General features: G+C 35.4%; 17 protein-coding genes. 4 read left to right on the top strand and 13 right to left on the bottom strand.

The window, feature by feature from the left end; genetic code table 11:
• Positions 1-10: 10 nt before the first annotated feature.
• From V7719_RS10790 to V7719_RS10780, 3 genes are all read right to left on the bottom strand, one after another.
• Entirely contained in the window at positions 11-1,612 is a 1,602-nt protein-coding gene (locus V7719_RS10790) for a LysM peptidoglycan-binding domain-containing protein (RefSeq protein ID WP_335729914.1), read from the bottom strand.
• Between the two features lie 136 nt (positions 1,613-1,748).
• Positions 1,749-2,936: a phosphoglycerate kinase gene (locus tag V7719_RS10785; RefSeq protein WP_335729913.1), complete on the bottom strand. Its 1,188-nt coding sequence runs from the start codon at positions 2,934-2,936 to the stop codon at positions 1,749-1,751.
• A gap of 13 nt (positions 2,937-2,949) precedes the next feature.
• Positions 2,950-4,017, bottom strand: a complete 1,068-nt coding sequence (locus V7719_RS10780; RefSeq protein WP_335729912.1) for a DUF2652 domain-containing protein — start codon at positions 4,015-4,017, stop codon at positions 2,950-2,952.
• Between the two features lie 181 nt (positions 4,018-4,198).
• On the opposite strand from V7719_RS10780, the gene V7719_RS10775 reads away from it, so the two are divergent.
• Complete coding sequence (locus V7719_RS10775) at positions 4,199-5,350, top strand: DNA polymerase III subunit (RefSeq protein ID WP_335729911.1); 1,152 nt, start codon at positions 4,199-4,201, stop codon at positions 5,348-5,350.
• Between the two features lie 42 nt (positions 5,351-5,392).
• Here the strand turns inward: V7719_RS10775 and V7719_RS10770 are convergent, their stop codons facing one another.
• The 5 genes from V7719_RS10770 to V7719_RS10750 all read right to left on the bottom strand — a co-directional run bounded on the left by V7719_RS10770 (position 5,393) and on the right by V7719_RS10750 (position 12,990).
• Complete coding sequence (locus V7719_RS10770) at positions 5,393-5,908, bottom strand: OmpH family outer membrane protein (RefSeq protein ID WP_335729910.1); 516 nt, start codon at positions 5,906-5,908, stop codon at positions 5,393-5,395.
• A gap of 215 nt (positions 5,909-6,123) precedes the next feature.
• Positions 6,124-6,981, bottom strand: a complete 858-nt coding sequence (locus V7719_RS10765; RefSeq protein WP_335729997.1) for a class I SAM-dependent methyltransferase — start codon at positions 6,979-6,981, stop codon at positions 6,124-6,126.
• Between the two features lie 72 nt (positions 6,982-7,053).
• Positions 7,054-8,925 (bottom strand): tRNA uridine-5-carboxymethylaminomethyl(34) synthesis enzyme MnmG, encoded by a 1,872-nt coding sequence (gene mnmG / locus V7719_RS10760; protein WP_335729909.1) that lies wholly within the window; start codon positions 8,923-8,925, stop codon positions 7,054-7,056.
• A gap of 173 nt (positions 8,926-9,098) precedes the next feature.
• Complete coding sequence (ybeY, locus tag V7719_RS10755) at positions 9,099-9,509, bottom strand: rRNA maturation RNase YbeY (RefSeq protein ID WP_335729908.1); 411 nt, start codon at positions 9,507-9,509, stop codon at positions 9,099-9,101.
• Positions 9,502-12,990 carry a DUF4175 family protein gene (locus tag V7719_RS10750; protein WP_335729907.1) on the bottom strand — a complete coding sequence of 1,163 codons (3,489 nt, stop codon included), beginning with the start codon at positions 12,988-12,990 and terminating at the stop codon, positions 9,502-9,504. Before V7719_RS10750 ends, ybeY begins: the two co-directional genes overlap by 8 nt.
• A 120-nt stretch (positions 12,991-13,110) precedes the next feature.
• Between V7719_RS10750 and V7719_RS10745 the strand changes: the two genes are divergently transcribed.
• The gene (locus V7719_RS10745) at positions 13,111-14,160 is read left to right on the top strand and encodes an alkane 1-monooxygenase (protein WP_335729906.1); all 1,050 of its coding nucleotides are present in this window, start codon (positions 13,111-13,113) and stop codon (positions 14,158-14,160) included.
• A gap of 102 nt (positions 14,161-14,262) precedes the next feature.
• The gene (gene gltX / locus V7719_RS10740; protein WP_335729905.1) at positions 14,263-15,774 is read left to right on the top strand and encodes a glutamate--tRNA ligase; all 1,512 of its coding nucleotides are present in this window, start codon (positions 14,263-14,265) and stop codon (positions 15,772-15,774) included.
• 135 nt (positions 15,775-15,909) lie between these two features.
• Here the strand turns inward: gltX and V7719_RS10735 are convergent, their stop codons facing one another.
• Entirely contained in the window at positions 15,910-16,593 is a 684-nt protein-coding gene (locus V7719_RS10735; protein WP_335729904.1) for a hypothetical protein, read from the bottom strand.
• A 77-nt stretch (positions 16,594-16,670) separates the two neighbouring features.
• On the opposite strand from V7719_RS10735, the gene V7719_RS10730 reads away from it, so the two are divergent.
• Entirely contained in the window at positions 16,671-17,597 is a 927-nt protein-coding gene (locus tag V7719_RS10730) for an SPFH domain-containing protein (RefSeq protein WP_335729903.1), read from the top strand.
• A 54-nt stretch (positions 17,598-17,651) separates the two neighbouring features.
• On the opposite strand, the gene V7719_RS10725 is transcribed toward V7719_RS10730, so the two are convergent.
• The 4 genes from V7719_RS10725 to V7719_RS10710 all read right to left on the bottom strand — a co-directional run bounded on the left by V7719_RS10725 (position 17,652) and on the right by V7719_RS10710 (position 22,106).
• Positions 17,652-18,185, bottom strand: coding sequence for a hypothetical protein (locus V7719_RS10725; protein ID WP_335729902.1), 534 nt, complete (start codon positions 18,183-18,185; stop codon positions 17,652-17,654).
• Between the two features lie 62 nt (positions 18,186-18,247).
• A complete protein-coding gene (locus V7719_RS10720; protein WP_335729901.1) occupies positions 18,248-19,405 on the bottom strand; it encodes a GNAT family N-acetyltransferase in 1,158 nt (385 codons plus the stop codon).
• 64 nt (positions 19,406-19,469) lie between these two features.
• A complete protein-coding gene (locus V7719_RS10715) occupies positions 19,470-19,955 on the bottom strand; it encodes a DUF1761 domain-containing protein (RefSeq protein WP_335729900.1) in 486 nt (161 codons plus the stop codon).
• A 141-nt stretch (positions 19,956-20,096) separates the two neighbouring features.
• Entirely contained in the window at positions 20,097-22,106 is a 2,010-nt protein-coding gene (locus tag V7719_RS10710; protein WP_335729899.1) for a glutamine--tRNA ligase/YqeY domain fusion protein, read from the bottom strand.
• Positions 22,107-22,112: the final 6 nt, after the last annotated feature.

Below are 22,112 nucleotides of genomic sequence, written 5' to 3'. Positions count from 1 at the left end.
TTTTTCACGCTTACTTAGATACAACAAGCGTCATTCCTATTTTTAATTTGTTACTACTAATATCGTTCCATTCTTTAATATTTTGAACAGAAACTCCAGGAAACTTTTGAGAAATACTCCAAAGTGAATCGCCCTGCAGAACTCTATAGGTCGATTTCCCTTCAGTATTAATGACTTTTTTAGGCTGATTTACCGTTACTTTCTTACCAGAAGACGTATTGGGTTTTCTAGGATATATAGTTAAGCGTTGACCGATTTTAAGGTTGTTACCCCGTAAGCCATTCCATCTTTTAATTTGACTGACCCTAACACCATACTTTCTGGCAATTTTCCCTAAGTAATCACCAGATCTTACGCGATATCGAACCTTACTATCTGCATCAAAAAACTGTGGAAGTGGTTTCTCACGTTTACTCAATTCGGTTTCAACATGTGCATAGATTTCTTTTTCGTTGGTTACGAATTTGCCAACCGCTTCTCGTGGTAATCTCAAGGTGTAGTTCTCTCCTTTGATAAAAGGAATGATGTCTAACTTATAGGAAGGGTTTAAAAACTGTAATTGCTCTATTGGTACATCAACCAATTCAGAAACTTGATCTAAAGTAATCATTCGCTTTACGTGTATCGTATCGGTTTCTACATAGTGATAGTCTGGTCTTTCTACTTTAAAACCATGTTCTTCAGCAAACTCAAATATGTACATGGTTGCTAGAAAAGCAGGAAGATAACCAGCAGTTTCACGTGGAAGATGTGGTCTAATATTCCAATAGTTTTCATAACCTCCAGAGCGACGTATCGCTTTGGTAACATTTCCCGGTCCAGAATTATAAGCCGCTAATGCCAAATCCCAATCTCCAAAAATCTTGTAGAGTCTCGCTAAATATTTGCTAGCCGCTTCGGTAGATTTTATTGGATCACTGCGTTCATCAACATAACTACTTACATTAAGGCCGTACTCTTTACCTGTCCCAAACATAAATTGCCAAAGGCCTGTTGCGCCAACTCTAGATCGCGCTCTTGGTTTTAATGCAGATTCTACAATAGATAAGTATTTGACTTCTAACGGAATATCGTAATTATCTAACGATTCTTCAAATAAAGGAAAGTAGTAATGACTCAAGGACATCAATCGCGACATAGAGTTGCGTCGATGTTTTAAATAGCTTTTAATAACACTTTCTAATGACGAATTGTATTCGATATTAAAAGGCGTTCTTGCGTTAAGTCGCTTTAGTCTTGCTTTTAAAGTATCTGTAGTTAACTCTGGATAATCTACTGGATCGTATTTTAATTCGGAAACAGATTTATAAATAGTATCGAACAAGTTGTTGCTATACAATTCTTCAAGCCATTTCGCATCTAACTCAGCGGCAAATTTATGATCTTCTAATGCTTTGGTGTTGGTAGAATCAATTACAGGCTTTATATTCAAGTTCTCTTTAAAGTAGGTCTTACCGTCAATAATGGTATCGATGACGTAGGTTTCGCCTTCTAAAAAGTCGGATTCTGTGAGTCTTTTAGTTTCGGTTGCTTTCGGAATTGAGTCCTGACCAAAACTAAATAAAGTACATAACAGAAATCCAAAAGTTAGGGTTCTTAGCTTAGGGTTCATTGGTTAAAATGTTTAACTATCATAACGACAGGTCAGCTAAAATCGTATTTTTTTGGTTAAAATGAAAGTTTAATAAGATAATTTAACGCTGTCCGTAAGGCAATTCTGAGATTAGAATTCCTTAAATACAAGTGATTTATTCTAAAATCGCCGCAATTCCCGGGAGTATTTTCCCTTCAAGACTTTCTAGCATTGCTCCCCCACCTGTACTTACATAGCTCACTTTGTTTTCAAAACCAAACTGTTTTACAGCAGCAACAGAATCTCCCCCTCCAACAAGTGAGAATGCACCATTTTCGGTTGCCTCTGCTATAGAGTCTCCTAGAGCAATAGTTCCACTAGCGAAGTTTTCCATTTCAAAAACACCTAATGGTCCATTCCATAAAATAGTTTTGCATTGCATAACAACATTATGAAAATTCTCTTTAGATTTTGGCCCAGCATCCAAGCCTTGCCATCCATCTGGAATTTTTGTGACATCCATGACTTGAGTCTCAGCGTCGTTACTAAATGCATTAGCCGCAAGAACATCAACAGGCAAATGGATTTGAACGTTCTTTTGTTTTGCTTGTTTCAGAATGTCTAATGCTAAATCCATTTTATCATCTTCACAGATAGAGTCTCCAATACTTCCACCTTGTGCTTTCACAAAAGTGAAAGTCATACCGCCTCCAATAATAAGATGATCAACTTTATCTAAAATGTTTTCTATAATTGTGATTTTTGATGAGACTTTAGCGCCTCCAAGAATGGCTAATACTGGCTTTTGGCCAGTTTCCATAACTTTCTTTATACTCTCAATCTCTTGAGCGAGTAAATTTCCGAAGCATTTCGACCCCGAGAAAAACTGAGCAATAATCGTTGTAGAAGCATGCGCTCTATGAGCAGTACCAAACGCATCGTTCACATAGATATCTCCCAACTTAGACAATCCCTCTGCGAAATCTTTATCGCCTCGCTTTTCTTCTTCATGAAAACGTAAGTTTTCCAACAATAAAATTTCTCCTGGTTTAAGATTTTGGGCAGCTTCTTCAGCAATGGGTCCAACACAATCCTCGGCAAATTTGATAGAAACACCTAAAACGTCCTCGACTTTGCTAACGATATGTTTTAATGAAAATTCTTCTTGAACGCCTTTAGGTCGCCCTAAATGTGACATTAAAATACAACTACCACCATCTTCTAAAATTTTGATGATTGTTGGTTTAGCTGATAAGATTCGAGTAGCGTCAGTGACCTCAAAATCATCATTTAAAGGCACATTAAAATCAACTCTTATTAAAGCTTTTTTCTTGTCAAAGTTAAAATCGTTTAAAGTTTTCACGTATTAAAATAATTTAGTTGTTAGTATGATCTGTTGAAAATCCAGAATCGATTAGCAAAATAAGTTCTTTAATGTTTTCTGAGATAATTTTTTGGAAGTTTTTTTTCATTAAGGGCCTTATTAGTATACCAAAGGGTTGAAAATCTGCAAATACCTCAATATTCATTTTTGTAAATCCGTTATCTATTTCCTCTAAAACATAATAACAATTGACGCGTTTAGTAAAGGGAATATTAGCTGTTGATTCTCCGTAAACCATTTGATTTTTAGCAACTTCCTTTTTTACCGTTGTTTGTTCGACTTCTTTTTTATTAATTAAACATTGGTGTTTGAGTCCTGACCGATTAACTTTATTTTTATCATATTCAAGCTTGTCAACACCTTTAACCCATAATAATCTGTAATCAAAATTACTTATAACTTCATATAGCTCTAATATAGGGACTTGAATAGTTTCTGTACTATCAAATAATTTATGTTTAGGAATGTCATCAGGAATAGGGTTTATTTCAGGCAACTTTTCTTTTAGGTGTATTAACGATTCATATGAAAATGTGATGTCCCCAAAGTCGTAAGTGGTCGTCAAGGTAGTTGTGTTTTCCGAAGATTCTGGAATTAAACTCTCAGTTAAAATGACATATTCCTTTAATGGCACCTCATTTTTAAGCAATCTATGAACTATAATCACATTGCTGCCATAAGGTTTCTTGGAGTCTTTAACTTGAATAAATTCTATTTCGCCATAATGGACAACAAACTTCAAACTCAAATTATAAGCCGATGAACATGCCCCACAATTACAAATACGCTGAAGTTCGTATCTTTTTAAATGGGTGTGAAACGCGATGTACATCCTCTCTATTTGAGCTTTAATTGAGGTTATGTCAAGATCGTTTCCTAGCTTATATAAAAATAATGCATCACCTTCTATTTCTGCTAATTCCAAATTCATCATATTACTATCGAGAAGTAATTCTAAGAGTTCAGAAATAATATGGCGGCTATGATAAATATCTGTATTGTGAACAAACTCAGTAAATCCAGAAATATCTGGCATGAAAAGAATAGCGTTTTGAGTCATTTTTTAATCTATATGCAACGGTTTTATCAGTATAAAAATAAGTTGATTTTTCTTTCAATGTTTACAATATTATGTTAAAAACAAAACTCATATCTCCTTGACTAATATATGGTTTAAAAATTCGCATCATCGATATTAATTAGACAACTAAACTTTTAAAAAAAATATGTAGGTTTGCTTTATGTTATTTTCAGAAATTCTTGGGCAAGAGCACATCAAAAACCACCTTACTAAAAGTGCTGATTTTGGACGTGTTCCTCATGCGCAATTGTTTGTTGGCCCTGAGGGTTCTGGAACATTACCGATGGCGATTGCTTATGCCCAATATTTACTTTGCAAAAACACAAATGGAGAAAATTCAGAAGGCAATGAGGCTTGCAATTTAAAGTTTAGAAACCTCTCGCATCCCGATTTACATTTTGCATTTCCAGTCGCTACAAATGACAAGGTAAAAAGTCATCCTGTTTCTAATCATTTTTTGGAAGAATGGAGACAACTTATTAACAATCAACCCTATGGAAACCTGTTTGATTGGTATAGAATATTGGGAATCGACAACAAACAAGGTCAAATTGGCGTGGACGAAGCCCAAGATATCGTGAAAGCGTTGTCTTTAAAATCTTATGAAGGCGGCTACAAAGTCATGCTAATTTGGATGGCAGAAAAGATGAATACTTCTGCCGCAAATAAACTTCTAAAACTCATTGAAGAACCCCCTAATAAAACCGTTTTTATTCTTATAAGTGAAGATGAAGAGCAAATCATAAACACGATTAAATCACGTTGTCAAGTATTGCATTTTCCGCCTTTATCTGAAGACGTCATTAAAAAGGCTTTAATTGTTAATTATCAAATTCCTGAAGTAGATGCTATAAAAATAGCGCATCAAGCAAATGGGAATTATAATAAAGCCTGTGATTTAGTCTATAGTGATAGTGAAGATACGCAATTTGAAGAATGGTTTGTATTTTGGATTCGGTCTGCATTTAAAGCCAAAGGTAATAAAAGTGCTATTCATGATTTAATCTCATGGAGCGAGATAATTGCTAAAACTGGTCGTGAAACACAAAAGCAGTTTTTAAATTTTTGTCTTGATTTTTTCAGACAGGCGTTACTACTAAACTATAATGCCAATAATTTGGTTTTTATGGAACCTAAAACAACATTCAAATTAGAAAAATTCGCCCCTTTTGTTCATGGTAATAACATTATGGAAATTTCTAACGAACTTCAAGATGCTATTTACCATATTGAGCGTAATGGAAATTCGAAAATCATTCTTACAGATTTATCGATAAAGCTCACAAGGTTATTGCATAAAAAAGCCGATTAAAAACAACCGGCTCATCTCAAATATTATTATAATAAAAACTTACTATTCTTCTTTACTTTCTTCATTTAAGGCTTCGATTACAACCGCAGTAATATCATTAGCTTCTGCACCATACATAACGCTTCCTGCATCATTAGAACCTAAGATATATGTATATCCGTTTTTCTTACCATAACCTTTTACAAAAGCTCTCACTTCTTTTATAAGCGTATCGATTTGTGTTTGACCTTCAGTTTGAAGTCCTTTCTCTTCGATTCCTAATTGATAATCTTGAAATTGCTTCTTTTGAACTAATGTTTGGTATTCAGTATCTGCGTTTTTTTTAGACATTGTAGCAGATCTCGTTTGAAATAATTGAGCCTCCATCTGAATAGCTTTATCTAAACTATCAGCCTTTTTATTGAAGCGGTTAATTTTTACTTGAAACAATTTCTCAAAATTTATTTTTTTCTGAAATGCGCTTACAACTTTGGAATTGTCTACAAAAGCAATTTTTTGCTGTTCCTGACAAGATGCCAATACAAGCACAAAAGATAATACGCCTAATATTTTTTTCATTTTAAGTTTATTTAATTTTTTGCAAATGTATAAAAGTGAATTAATTTTTCATCAAAACACCACTATAAAAAATATTTATAGCTTTTTTAAAAATGATTGCTGTTATCTATTTAAAATCGATCTTTTATTTACGCCTTCCATCAGTTTACAGATTACATAAATACATAAGCCAGGTGTCATGGGAGAAAATGCATTAAATCGTCTTAAAACAAGTTTTAACTCTTTTTTATAACATAGATCAAGGATGAATACTCTCTTGTGCGTCTTGCTTTCATATTTGAACGTAAACCAACCCAAAAGGCCTTCAACGGATTCATAATTCCGTTTTTATATTTTTCAGAAAGTAGAGACACATAATAAGCATCAAAAGTCATAGGAACCGTTTTTTCGACCTCCATGTTTTTTGGCTTAACTAATCTTGAAATGGATTCTTGAGAAAAGTGCCATAGGTGTCTCGGGACATCATAAGCCGCCCAAAACGTTTTATAATGATTGGCGTCATAACTTTTAAAATTTGGAACCGCAATTAACAATCGCCCATTAGGCTTTAAAAGCGATTCGAAAACAGCGATATGGTTTTCCAATTTTGGTAAATGTTCAAGCACATGCCAAAGTGTTATAACATCAAAACTATGGGGTTCAAATTTCAATAAATGGTCAATATCAAAAACGGTGTTATTTGTTTTTTGATTTGCAATTGCTCTAGCGTTTTTATTAGGTTCAATTCCAGAAACAGTCCAATTATCATCTTTTGCTACTTTTAAAAAGTCGCCTGTGCCGCATCCAACATCCAAAAGTTTTTTGTTTTCAGAATTAAAAGAACTAATCAGTTTTAGCTTTCGTTTAAGCGCTACCGATTTTATAAAATGATAAGCTTTCTCGAATAAATTACGTTTGGCATCTGTATGAGAAATGTAATCTTCGCTTTGATAATAATCTCCCAATTTATCTTCGGAAGGTTGCGGATGTGTTTCTAACAGATCCAATGCCTCATTATAAACTAACTGAAATTCTTCACCAGAAACAGAATGATCTTTGACGGTTAAATACGCTTTGTTGTCAGTTTTATTCACCACAAAAAGAAGGTTGATTTTTAATCATTAAAAATATGTTCCACGTGAAACATATAAAATAAAGGTGTTTTTTTATCTACCCAAATATACCAACAATACCGAAACATCTGCGGGAGATACACCAGATATTCTTGAAGCTTGAGAAATGGTTACGGGTTGAATCTTGGTTAACTTTTGAACTGCTTCCGTCCTCATAGATTTCAGTTTTGTATAATCAAAATCAACAGGGATTTTCACATCCTCGAGCCTATTTAATTTATCGGCATTATTCTTTTCCTTTTCTATATATCCAGAATATTTAATCTGTATTTCTGTTTGCTCAAGGACTTCTCGATCCAAATTATGTTCTTGAATATAACTTTCTACAACCTCAAATCGACGCATATCTTCAGTTGTGATATTGGGTCTAGAAAAGAGCTTAAACATCTTATCCGATTGCTTTACTAAAGATGAATTTTTCGATTCTAAAACGGGATTCGCATCTTCTGGCTTAACACTAGTCTCTCTAAAAAAGTTGACGAAGTTATCAGATTGCGATTGCTTTTGTTCCATTCGTCGCAACCTATTTTCACTCGCTAATCCTAACTCATATCCTTTTGGTGTTAATCTAAAATCGGCGTTGTCTTGTCGCAACAGCGTTCTATATTCTGCCCGAGATGTAAACATCCTGTAGGGCTCATCCGTTCCCTTTGTAATCAAGTCATCAACTAAAACACCGATATAAGCCTCGTTACGTTTTAGAATAAACGCGTCTTTCTCTTGAACTTTTAGTGCTGCATTAATTCCCGCCATCAGCCCTTGAGAAGCGGCCTCTTCATAACCTGTTGTTCCGTTAATTTGACCAGCAAAAAACAAACCATCAACTAACTTTGTTTCTAAAGTATGTTTTAATTGCGTTGGTGGAAAATAATCATATTCTATGGCGTATCCTGGTCTGAAAAATTTCACGTTTTCAAAGCCAACAACAGATTTCAATGCCTTAAACTGAACGTCTTCCGGTAGCGATGTAGAGAATCCATTTACATAAACCTCGACTGTATTCCAGCCCTCAGGCTCCACAAACAATTGATGTCTATCCTTATCAGCGAAACGATTAATCTTGTCTTCTATTGATGGACAATATCTTGGTCCAGCACTTTGAATTCGACCATTAAACATTGGCGAACGATCAAAGCCTTCACGAAGCAAATCATGCACCTCTAGACTTGTATAGGTCATATGACAAGACCGTTGTTCTGTTAATGGTTTTATATGCTCCAAGTAAGAAAACTTTTCTGGCCGTGCATCTCCAGGTTGCTCCACCATTTTTGAATAATCTAACGATCGTCCATCCACACGAGGAGGTGTTCCTGTTTTCATTCTTCCAGATTCAAAACCAAAATCTATAAGTTGTTCTGTAATTCCAGTTGCTGCTCTCTCGCCTGCTCTTCCTCCACCAAAATTTTTATTACCGATATGAATTAACCCATTTAAAAAAGTTCCGTTTGTTAAAACAACAGTTTTGGCTTTAATTTCAAGTCCGAGGGATGTTTTAACACCAACCACCTTATGGTTTTCTACAATTAGACCAGACACCATATCCTGATAAAAATCTAAATTCTTGGTCTGCTCCAAAAGCAATCTCCAGTCTTCAGCAAAACGCATTCTATCACTTTGAACTCTCGGGCTCCACATTGCGGGACCTTTAGATTTGTTCAACATCTTAAATTGAATTGCCGAGGTGTCACTAACAATTCCGCTATAACCACCAAGCGCGTCAATTTCTCTTACGATTTGCCCTTTAGCAATTCCACCCATGGCAGGATTACACGACATTTGCGCAATATTTTGTAAGTTCATGGTAATGAGCAACGTCTTGCTTCCCATATTAGCTGCCGATGCCGCTGCTTCACTTCCCGCGTGACCAGCTCCAACAACTATAACATCATATATTTCGTTGAACATAATATATCGTATTGTTCCACGTGGAACATTATTTTCCGGCAAAAGCAGGAATTATTTTTTACACAAATAATAAACGCTACTCAATAAGCTAATAACCTTATTGCTTTAGCCTAAAAGATTCCAGCATGCGCAGGAATAAATAGCTTGCAAATATACGTCGAAATCCTAATATATTAATTAAGTGCTGTTAAGTAGTAATTTTCTTTGCTTCGCATTAGGTTGGCATCATCATCTGTTTTATCCTTATAGCCACAATAATGAAGCACACCATGTATGATAACACGATGTAATTCTACCGAAAGGTTAACGCCAAAATCCTTAGCGTTATCGGTTACTCTCTCAACTGAAATGTAGATGTCACCATGTAGTTCTTTTCCTACTGAATAGTCAAAACTAATAATATCAGTTAAAGTGTCATGTTCCAAAAATTCAACATTCAGTTTGTGCAAATAATCATCATCACAGAAGATGTAATTAATCTCACCTGTTTTGCGATTTTCACTTAAAATGGTGTTAGAAATCCACTCTGAAACTTTAGCTTCATTATCCAATTTGAAATCGGTCTCGTAGTTAAAACTAATCATTTGCCTTTTTAAAATACTCTTGAACTTTCTTTTTATAAACCTGCTGCAAAGGTAATGCTTGGCGGTTTAAAATCTCAGTAGTATTAAAATATTCTTTGGCCTTCGGAATTTGATTAGGAACCGTATTGTCGTAAGTTTTATTATTAGTTTCAGATTTACGCTTATTATCCTGTCCTTGCATAAATGTTGCATTTTCCAATTTCAGTAATTGATGCTGTAACTCCATCATTTTTTGAAGGGTCTGATTTGTAAACCCTTTATTGATGAGGTCCAATTCAATCTCTTCCATTTTCTTAAGCAATTCACCTCCAAGACCCTTTTTCCCTTCTTTACCTAGCCTATTTTCTAAAGCCTGACGCAGTTGTTGTTGTCTTTGGTAAATTTCATAAAGCTCACCATTTTGCATTTCACTATCTCCCTCGCCTTGACCTTCTCCCTCTCCATCACCTTTTTGTTCTCCTTCTTTGCCTTCTTTACCGTCTTTTCCTCCTTTAGGTTTTCCGTCTTCACCGTCTTCAGGTTTCTCGCCTTCGCCTTTTTCACCATTCTCTCCTTCCTTTGGTTTCTTTCCTTTCTCGCCTTTTTTCATGCCCTCCTCCATTTTCTTATTCAATTCCTCCTGACTCATAATAATGTCTGGCAACTGTTCTCCTTGCCCTTGACCTTGTCCCATAGATGGATTCATTTCCATGTTCATATTGTCCAATACATCACTTAAGAAACTCGCTAATTCATTTGTAGCCGTAATTGTGTATTGCTGCGATGAAATGCCTTGATATATCTGATTTTCAGATAATTGACCTAAAGATTTATCAATATTATAAAACACATCCGTGATTTGTGAATTGACTTGCTCTGAAAGCGCAGGTTGTCTCAACGACAAGGCAAATAAACTATCGTCAACGTGTTCAAAATGCTCTCTCAGGTTACTTTGTTTACGTAAGAATTTACCATACTCGTTATGGTTAACTTCAATGCTTCTGAATTGATTCATTAACTTTTCTTGATCAAAAGAAAACAACACTAAATTATCTAATATTTGTCGTAATACATCAATATCTTCTTGCATCTGCTCGCCTCCACCCATTTCCATAGATTGTCCCATTTTCTTGCTCATCTCTTTCATCTTCTTAGCGGCCTGCTTCTGCTTTTTCTTAGCTTTCTGCTGGCTCTGTTGCGGGCCTTCTGGCTTTTCACCTTCCTGCTTTTCTTGCTTCTCTTGAGGTTCTTGTTCTTCAGGTTTCTCGCCTTGCTCTTCTTCGTCTTGTTTCTTTTGCTCATCTAAGGCCTCAGTAGCCTCTTTTTGATCTTGTTTTATAGACTCTTCTGTTGGCTTGTCTTGAGGTAGGTCCATAGGCTTTTTAAGCTCCTGATTTTCTTTTCCAAGATCTTCCATTTCCTTCTGAAAATCCTCAAACTTTTCATTGAGTTTTTCTTGTTCTTCCTTGGTGTTATTTTCTTTATTTTCTTCAGAAAGCTTCTCTTGTTCATCTGCTAACTGTTCCAATTCCTTCAATAGTTTCTCAGCCTTTTTTGCGACATAAAAACGCTTAGTCAATTCTAAAAGTTGCTTTAAGCTTTTCTCTTTGTTTTTATTCTGCTTAGCCAATTCTTCAAGTTTTTGCGTAAACTCTTCCTTATTAATCTTGTCTTTCATTTTCTCCAACTCGTCTAGAAGCTTTTCGTCCCTTTTGAGTTGTTCCTCGTTCTCCTCTAAACGCTTTTGTAAGTCTTCTTTGAACTGGTCTTTTTCTTTGTCCTCATTCTGAAATTCTTCAATATTTTCCTTTAATTTCTTATTGAAGTTTTTCATCAATTGCTCCTGCTCTTTCTGGCGCTTAATAAAATTCTCAAATTTCTTCTTGTCGTTAAAACTGAGCTCCTTCTTTTCCTTTTGAGTTTTAGACAATTCTTTCAACTCCTTGTCCTGCTCTTTTAACTTGTCAAAAGTGTTGCTAATGTCCTTAATGGTCTCATTTTGCTCATCCAATTGTTTCTGTTCTTCCTCGTCTTTGGTTAACTTTCTATAACTAAACACCGAACTCTTGGAGCTTTTATATTTGTGAAGGACGTCATTATCAAACACTTGAAAATACAACTCATAATCCACACCTTCTACTAAATTCAATTGATTAGGAAACGCGCTCACAAACTCATCAAAATTTGATTTCGAGACCGACATGATTTCATAAGACTTGTCGTCCGGATTATCGCTTGGGTAATATACTAGTTGTAGTTTACTCAATCCGTAATCATCACTTACCTGACCGAAGAAATACAGTGTTTGATTATCCAAAGAATCCTTCTCCATCTTCACATTCATTTCAGGATAACTATCCTTAATCACGTTTATTGAAAAGGCTAAATTCTCATAATCTTTTAATAGTTTATTACTTGTACTGATGCTATAATCTGTATTGCTAAAAACGCGTTTTGTAGCTTCAAACCTCCCTTCGGAAATTGACTCAAACGCAACCGTATCTTTGGAATAAAACACAACTTCATCGGTAGATTTTGTGTTCACTTTCCATGTTACATTAGTGCCTTCGGGAATCGTGGAGTTTCCAGTACTTTTTAAAACTTCATCCAGCTTTTTAGTATAAGCAGGGTAATCGAGCACCATTTCAAAACTCACCAATGTCGGAACCTTAATGATATCAAGTGTGTAGTTTTTTGAAACCACATCATTTGCTGATAAACTAAAAGACACCGCATCCTTGGGTTGCGAAAACACAAACTCAAATTGTCCTGGAGACATCTGTTGCATAAAAAACGACTGACCGTTAAAGTGAATCTGTGCGTTTTCTGGAATAATCTCACCAGCAGTATTCACCGAAACTTTAAAATCTTTATTCTCAATCGCCTTTAAATTATCATTCAGCACAAAAAACTGAAAAGGTGCAGGCGGCTCATAAGCCGTATTATAATTCACTACGCGCTCATAACTATCACTAAACCAATTGATCTTTCCGGTCACAAACGACAGAAGTAAAATCACCACAGGAATAGCAGCATATTTTAGATATTTGGTATTTCTATTGAAATTAACGGCTAATTTAAACGGAATTGGGCTCAACTCGGTCGATTTCTGCTCAATACTAGCCACTAGAAGTTCTGATTGCTGACTGGTTTGATTTAACTGAAGCACATTCAGTAGTTTGTCATTCACCTCTGGAAAATGATTTCCAATAATTTGAGAAGCTACTTCATAATCAATTCCCTTTTGAAGTTTAAATAATTTCGCCAAAGGAAAGGCAATAAATTTAGCAAATAGCGAAGCTTCCACCGCAATAAACGCCCAAAACAAAATGGTTCTTGCCGTTGGATTTAACCATAAAAAATATTCAACGAGTAGTGTCACTATCAAATACAGTAATCCGATAGCAAAAAACAAAATAGCGCCTTTAAGCAACTCATTCGTGTAATAACGTTTGATAAATTGCTCTAATTTGCCTTGTATTTGTCTAAAATTGCCTGCCATACATATCAATTAACTCACTAATATAGAATTTATTTTCATCTGTAAATGCTTAAATCTGGTAAGATTCTGTTAATTTCGAGGAGTTGCGTTAAAATTTAGACCATATCAAACACTATTAATATGAAAGACCTTAAATACCTGGCCGCGTATTCAATTCCGTTAGTTGTTTTTATTGGACTCTATTTCAAAGGTCCATTGGTGTATTTCGCGCCTATATATGCTTTTGTTATCATTCCAATTTTAGAACTAATTTTTCCCGTAGATACTGAAAATGTATCTTCCGAAGAAGCCAAAAGCAAATTAAAACAGAAGGTGTTTGATTGGCTACTGTACCTTAATCTTCCCGTCGTTTTTGGATTGGTATTCTACGGAATATACGAATCCACAAATCCCACTATTGAAACTTACGAGCTTGTAGGAATGATTATTTCAGTTGGCATTACTTTAGGAGTGAATGGGATTAACGTTGCTCACGAATTAGGTCATAGACAAGCCACAAACGAGCGCTTTATAGGTAAAGCTTTACTCCTGCCTTCACAATACATGCATTTTTATATCGAACATAATTTTGGCCATCATTTACATGCAGCTACACCAGAAGATCCAGCAACAGCTAGATATAATCAGAGTGTATATTCGTTTTGGTTTACATCAATTTTCGGACAATATGTGAAAGCATGGAAGATTCAGAAGACATTACTTAAAAACAACAATCAATCCTTTTTCTCTATAAATAACGACATGTTGTGGTATGTTATTTTTCAAATTGGTTATTTGGTTGCTGTCTACCTTTTCTTCGGAAATATTGGGGTGCTCTTCGCCTTTGCCTCTGCGGTCATTGGCATATTGCTCTTAGAATCTGTAAACTACATTGAGCATTACGGATTGATGCGGTTAAAAACAAAATCAGGTCGTTATGAGCGCGTTAAAGAAATGCATTCATGGAATTCTAACCATGTGATTGGCAGAATCGTACTTTACGAACTTACCAGGCACAGCGATCACCATTTTAAATCTTCAAAAAAATATCAAGTTTTAAATTGCCACGAAGAGAGTCCGCAAATGCCATTTGGTTACCCAACCTCAATGGTTTTAGCAATGGTTCCGCCTTTATGGTTTAGTATTATGAACAAACGTGTGCCTATGGAAATGAATGTTTCTAGGGTCTAGAAAACAGAGAAAAAAAGAATAGACTACTCATTTATGTCTTTGTTCTATTTTCTTTGTTCTTCTTCAACTCTATTCTATCTTTGCAGTCATAAAATTAATAACATGACCAAACCCGTTCGTGTGCGATTTGCACCAAGCCCAACAGGACCTTTACATATTGGAGGCGTTAGAACAGCGCTTTTTAACTACCTATTCGCTAAAAAACACAACGGAACCTTTGTGCTTCGTATAGAAGACACGGATCAGAACCGTTATGTTGAAGGCGCTGAAGATTATATTATCGAGTCCTTAAATTGGTGTAATATTCCGTTTGATGAAGGTCCGAACAAGAATGAAAAATTTGGACCATACAGACAGAGCGAACGCAAGCATTTGTATAAGAAATATGCCAATGAATTGATTGAAAAAGGGCATGCATATTATGCATTTGATACCGCTGAAATTTTAGATTTCCATAGAAAAGATCATGAGGCCAACGGCAAGACCTTTATATATAATTGGCATAATAGATTAAAATTAAGCAATTCTTTATCGCTTTCTGAAGACGAAGTCAAAGGGAAATTAGATGCTGGAGATAATTATGTGATTCGATTTAAATCACCTCAAGATGAAACACTTCATTTAAAAGACATCATTCGTGGTGATATTAAAATTGACACCAATGTTTTAGATGATAAAGTCTTATTTAAAAGTGACGGTATGCCAACCTATCACCTTGCTAATATTGTAGATGACCATTTAATGGAAATCTCTCATGTAATTCGTGGCGAAGAGTGGTTACCATCCTTAGCCTTGCATTATCAACTGTATGCAGCTTTTGGTTGGGAAGCGCCTCAATTTGCACACTTACCACTAATTTTAAAGCCGACAGGAAAAGGGAAATTAAGTAAGCGTGATGGTGATAAATTAGGGTTTCCTGTATTTCCACTAGAGTGGACAGACCCTAAATCTGGTGATGTTTCTAGAGGTTATAAAGAAGATGGATATTTTGCCGAAGCCATGGTAAACTTCCTAGTCTTTTTAGGCTGGAATCCAGGAACAGAACAGGAAATTTTCAATCTAGATGAACTTATAGCCGCTTTCGATTTAGATCGCGTTAATAAAGCTGGTGCGCGTTTTGATCCAGATAAAATCAAGTGGTTCAATCATCACTATATGCAAGATCAGGATAATTATAGTTTAGCAATAACATTTCAGAATTCTAGAACAGAGTTGGCAGATATTGACACTCAATTTATCGAAATGGTGATTGCGTTAGTTAAAGAACGAGCAACCTTTGTGAGTGACTTTTGGGAAATGAGTCATTACTTCTTTGCTTCACCTTCTGCTTATGATGAAAAGGCATCTAAAAAAGCCCTAAAGGAAGATACTGCTGACATTTTGACGAAAGTAAAAGAACTTATTGATGGCGTAGAAGATTTTACGGTTGAGAACCTTCAGAATACGGTTAAAGGATGGATAACCTCTAATGAGATTGGCTTCGGAAAAGTGATGATGCCATTACGTTTAGCGCTAGTTGGAGAATTGCAAGGCCCAGATGTGTTTGATATCATCTATATGATTGGAAAAACCGAAACAATTAAACGTATTAATGGTTTGATTGCCACGACATAATTCATTGCTGAAAACCAATGTCATTCAGAGTGATAGAGAAGAAGTTGTGATATTATTAATAAAAATTCTTGAGTCGCTCCGATAGCTATCGGAACCCCCTCTGAATGAAGCGAGTATTCTTAACTTCGTAGGGATTTAAAACGTTATCATCAAAGCAAACGCCAACATGTTTTGGTGGCCTTCAAATTTTTCTGCAGAGGGTGTGGTTGTTAAGTTTTGATCATTCAGTTTGTTCAACATATTAGTAAACCCGTAGCTATAAGATGCTCTGAGTTTAAAGTTTCCTATTCCGGCAGATGCGCCAACAACACCATTGACATTAAACTGAGATATTTTAGTAATGTCTTCAGCAAATAAATTATCAAACCCATCAATGATATAATTGCTCTGGTTGTCGTTGTCTAGTTCCAATTCACTATTGTATTGTAATTGTGGGCCTAAATCAATTGTAAGATTATCACCAAGCAATTTCACATGCAACATAAACGCCAACTGAACAGCCAGGATATTATAGTCTATTTGCTCTTGTGTGATTGTCGCTAAAGATGGGCGACCAGTAATTTCTAATGTATTCTGAGAAAATTGAAGGCCATAACTAACCGTATACCATTTATGTGGAATACCTACTGTTGCTATCATTCCGCCTATAAAACCGTTTCCGCTTTTGGTAGTGAAATTATCTGTTGCAATATCATACTGAGTTAATCCTCCAATGATTCCAATGCCATTTTTTATCGTATATCGCTTATGTTGTGCAACCGAAACTGTAACAAAACCAATACAAAACGCTACTAATAAAATAAACTGTTTTTTTTGCATGCTCTTAGTGTGTGATTTGGACAAATATAACTTAAATTAGTAACTGATTATTCTATCTAACTATTAAAAAAACTTGTATGGAAAATATTATTTATATCGCAATTAGCTTTTTTTGTCTCATCGTTATAGTTTCATTATTCTTTGTTGTTAAGCAACAAACCGCTGCTGTTATTGAACGATTTGGTAGGTTTCAAAGTATTAGACAATCAGGATTACAACTTAAAATCCCATTAGTAGATCGTATTTCGGGCAAACTGAGTTTAAAAATTCAGCAACTAGATGTGATGATCGAAACAAAAACTAAAGATGATGTATTTGTCCGCTTAAAAGTCTCGGTTCAATATAAAGTGATTAAAGATAAAGTGTATGATGCGTTCTATAAGTTGGACTATCCTCACGATCAAATTACATCTTATGTGTTTGATGTGGTTCGTGCCGAAGTACCAAAAATGAAACTAGATGATGTATTTGTTCGTAAAGATGATGTTGCTATTGCGGTTAAAACCGAATTAAACGATGCTATGATGGAATATGGTTACGATATTATTAAAACCTTAGTCACTGATATTGATCCAGACGCTCAAGTAAAAGAAGCAATGAATAGAATTAATGCAGCCGACAGAGAAAAAACAGCTGCTCAATTTGAAGGTGATGCTGCTCGTATTTTAATTGTGGAGAAAGCAAAAGCTGAAGCTGAAAGTAAGCGTTTACAAGGACAAGGTATCGCAGATCAGCGTCGTGAAATTGCTCGTGGTTTGGAAGAATCTGTAGAGGTATTAAACAAAGTTGGTATCAACTCACAAGAAGCCTCTGCACTTATTGTGGTGACTCAGCATTATGACACCTTACAATCGATAGGTCAGCACACAAATAGTAACTTGATTTTAATGCCAAATTCTCCACAGGCAGGTAGTGAAATGCTTAACGATATGGTGGCTAGTTTCACTGCTAGTAATCAAATTGGTGAAGCCATGAAAAATTCGCAAAAGAAGAAAGAAGAATAAACCAATATTTAACTCCAAAACAACCCAAAAAGAGCGCTGTCTTTTTGGGTTGTTTTAAATTTTTGTCTTTTTTGTCTTTGTCTTTGTCTTTGTCTTTGTCTTTGGCTTTGGCATTGGTTTTTCTTCCGTGTCTCTGGTTTCTTGTCCAAGTCCCGGAAATGCCAAGGAAGTGCTGGCGTACGAGGTTCCAAAATTGATGTTTGCATGATACACCTGACTAAGTGCGTCCCTAACTTGATGTTCGGACAATTCTTTTAAAGGGTGAATAAAAACAACCCACAAAATGCCATCTGAAACGGCATACTTTACATCTAATGCTGTGTGGAAATTTGCAACAAGAGCTGCTCTAATTAATTCGTCATCTAGTGAATTTGAGTCTGCAATAGGTGAAATGATTCGCATTCTATTGTGATTCGTATCTGTAAAAGAAACAAGCTGAACCTCTTCAATAAAAAACTGCCAAGCACCTTTATTTCCTTGAATTGAATCGCTAACTGAAGTGTAAATTTCCTGAAGTTTTTCATTGTTCATTTCCTGAGAAAAAGACAATAAAGGCAACATTAATAACGTGAAGATTATTTTTTTCATGATCTATCTATTTTGTAATTGAGTCGGAAAAAATCCCACATACAAACAAAACAGGGCAATCATTATTTAAAAGGATGGCGCTCTTCCCAGTCTCGAATGGGATTAGCATATTTAACCACAAGCTTTAAAACCGTATTAGCAATCACGTTGTTGGTGTGCTTTAGATAGATATTCATTCCGTGAGGTTTTGCACCCATTGAGCTTTTAATTTCCATAGCCGTTCTTGCAAAAATCACTGTTTTATATTTATGTTGAATCCCAAAAGAAGCCATATCAAACAACATGTTTAAATACATTTGATGTTGGTGCTGCAATTCTTGGTTATAACCTAAAAAATACGTTTCTAGCTTATCATTATTTAGTATAAAAGTATAAAACCCAATTAGCTCGTCATTTAAGAAATACCCATAGAGTTTAAAACGGTCATGAAGTTGAAGTTTTAGATTATAAAAATGCTTCTCATGAAGTTTAAAGGAGTTAACTCCTGCATTGTCTGATACGTTTTCATAGAGTTGATATAGTTTTTCTGAAAACATTTTAACCTCTTCTAAATAGAGCTCTCTACATTGTATATCGGTACTTTTATTTCTTGCTGTTTTGTAGCGCCTACGATACTTTTTATTGAATGAAGCAATATAATCTTCAGGAGACTTCCAATCGTGTCGAACATCAAAAATCATATTGGGCTGCACTTGCGCTTTATAGAGGTTTTGACTTCGGAAAAACGCCTCACTTTTGTGAATTTTATCGTCCTCAAAATAATCTTTAAACCCAATAATCCTTATCTTCTTATTAAATTGATTTTTAATGATTTGAGACAGTTCTTTAGTCCCTTCGGAGACTGTATTTAAGAAGTCTTCTTGGCTTATTTGTCCAGAATCAAAGTACAAACCATGTTGTCCGGTATGCATCAAATTACCGATAATCAGTGCGTTTCCTTTAACGATTTTTGAAATAAGAATTTTTCCGAAACGTTTAAAAAATTGATTTGAGGTTTTTCTAAACACATCATCCAGATACATTTCAACACGTTGAATAATGGCAATTCCAACTAATGTTTCCGAAGAAAAAACACCCAAAAAATGTGTTGAAATATTTGAAGGACTAGAATCCTCAAGCGCCTTAAGAAATGGTGTTTTTAAGAATATGTCGTTTACTGGAAGCGCGTCCCATGTGTTGGGTAAATTGGCAACCGAATTATATAGTTTAAAGTGTGTCAAGGCAAAGAAAAAGACTGAAAACCTTAAGTCGTCAGTCTTTTGTGTGTTTTTAAGTTTACAAAAATTATGCTGTCCAACCGCAAACAATAGCTCCCATTATCGTCAAAGCAACGGTCCAATATAAGCCATTAATTATAATGTATTTCCAGCTTTTACGCTCAAACATTCCATTTATAGCAATTACAGGTATAAACATAAATACACCCGCAATAGCACCATGTAATGCGCCATGTTTAAAAGTTCTAAATGAGTTTCCGTAATCTGCCATAAACGCTTCATATGATGGTTTTGCCAACGTAGGATCTCCTCCCATAAGACTATAAGCCCCCATTTGATGATTGGTTAGCGCTTGAATAAAAAAGGCTAGTAAAAAAGAAAGAATCAACGATACAATAAAAATGACAGGCATATTGCCTTTCTTCATTTTTTCTTCCGTCATTTCGGCTTCTCTCATCCATACAAGTCCAAAAACTTTAGGGTTGTACCAAATAAACCCTAAAACTATGGGTACAATTGCAGCTACAATAATTGCTAAAAAATTAAAATCCATGATGTGTTTTGATTATAGTTAGTATTATAAATATAGTTTAAATTGATGTAATAGGTTGTTTTTTTTACGTTTCTGCTAGATTATATAAAGCAAAAACCCATAAAACATGTGTCTTATGGGCTTGAAAAGCAATGCCTTTTTCTACAAAATAGAATTAGCCTCAGTCGCCAATAGTTCGTTTTTATCTTCTTTAGCTTTTCCTATAAAAGCATCAATATCTCCATTGCGTTCTTGTCCGTTTTTAAGCAGAACACTTAAAGTTAATAGTGTTGCAATACGTGTTCCTGCTTTTTTAGCAGCCGTATTAAAAAGGGGTTGTAAATCATCATAACTCACCTCTTCTGCGAGTTTTAATATTTCAGCTTTAGACTTTTCTTGTTTAGCCTCTGGCAAGTTGGTATACTTTTTTCCAAGTTGCTTAATGACCTCAATTGCTGGGCGTTTTTGCTGTTGTTGTTGCGGTTTGTCATTTTGATTTTGTTGTGGCTTTGGTTTTTGCTTAGCCCATGAATCTCTTAAACCAACGGTCTTATTAAACACTAAGTGTTCTGCAGTAGAATCAACATCCACATTAAAATACCCTAAACGTTGAAACTGAAAACACTCACCCATCTTGACATTAGCTAATGCGGGTTCTACAAAAGCTTCAATAACATTTAAAGAATTAGGATTGATAAACGCCATAAAATCTTTGTCTTGGTGACTATCTGGTGCTTCATCTGTAAATAATCTATCGTATTCTCTAACTTCTGCTTTTATAGCGTGCTTGATAGACACCCAATGCAATGTTCCCTTCACTCGTTTTTCGGTATCTGTAGAATACGTACAATGGATTTCGGTTATATGTCCTTGAGCGTCTTTAATAACGCTTTCTCCTTTAATAATATAGGCATTTTTTAGTCGAACTTCGCTCCCTAGTTTCAGTCTAAAGAACTTATTACTTGCTTCTTCTTTAAAATCATCTTTTTCGATATATAATTCTCTAGAAAAAGGGACTTGCCGCGATCCTGCATTGTCATCCTCTGGGTTATTTTCTGCTTCAAACCATTCTTCTTTATCCTCAGGATAATTAGTGATGACTAATTTCACAGGGTTCAAAACAGCCATGACTCTTGGTGCTATTTTATTTAAGTCTTCTCGAATACAGAATTCTAGCAGCGACACATCTATGATGTTTTCTCGCTTAGCAACACCAACTTTTTCAATAAATTGACGAATAGAATTAGGCGTATAACCACGTCGACGTAATCCTGAAATTGTAGGCATTCTTGGATCGTTCCATCCTGATACCACGTTATCTTGAACTAATTTGAGTAGTTTTCGTTTACTCATTATGGTATAACTCAAGTTTAAACGCGCAAACTCTCGTTGTTTTGGTAGCATTGGAAGCGCTTCTGAAGCATATCCATGGACATTATCCTTAAACCAATCGTAAAGCTCTCTATGGGGCTTAAATTCTAGCGAGCATAACGAATGTGAAATCTGTTCTATATAATCACTTTCACCATGGGTCCAATCATACATTGGATAAATACACCAGTCATTTCCTGTTCTGTGATGATGCTTTTTTAAGACGCGATACATAATAGGATCACGCATCAACATATTTGGATGTTGCATATCAATTTTAGCCCTTAAAATATGCGAACCCTCATCAAACTCACCCTTTTTCATGCGCTCGAATAAATCGAGGTTTTCTTCTATGCTTCTATTCCGATACGGACCATCAACACCCGGCTGTGTTGGTGTTCCCTTTTGCTCTGCCATAGCCTTACTAGACTGAGAATCTATATAGGCTTTTCCGTCCTTAATGAGCTGAACAGCCCAATCATGGAGGGTTTGAAAATAATCTGAAGAATACAACTCGTTGGCCCATTCATATCCTAACCATTCGATATCGCGTTTGATAGCATCAACATATTCTTGTTCTTCTTTTGCTGGATTGGTATCATCAAAACGAAGGTTTACTGGCGCATTATATCTTTCTCCAAGACCAAAACTAATACCGATGGCCTTAGTGTGTCCAATGTGTAAATATCCATTAGGTTCAGGTGGAAAACGAAAACGAAGCTTATCTTTCGATAAACCGTTTGCCAAATCTTCCTCTATAATATGCTCTATAAAATTGAGCGATTTTGTTTCTTCAGACATGATTTT

Source organism: Psychroserpens sp., from assembly GCF_036960315.1.
Taxonomy (GTDB): Bacteria; Bacteroidota; Bacteroidia; order Flavobacteriales; family Flavobacteriaceae; genus Psychroserpens.
Note: the sequence above shows the minus strand (reverse complement) of the source record. Positions and strands in the feature narration are given on the sequence as shown.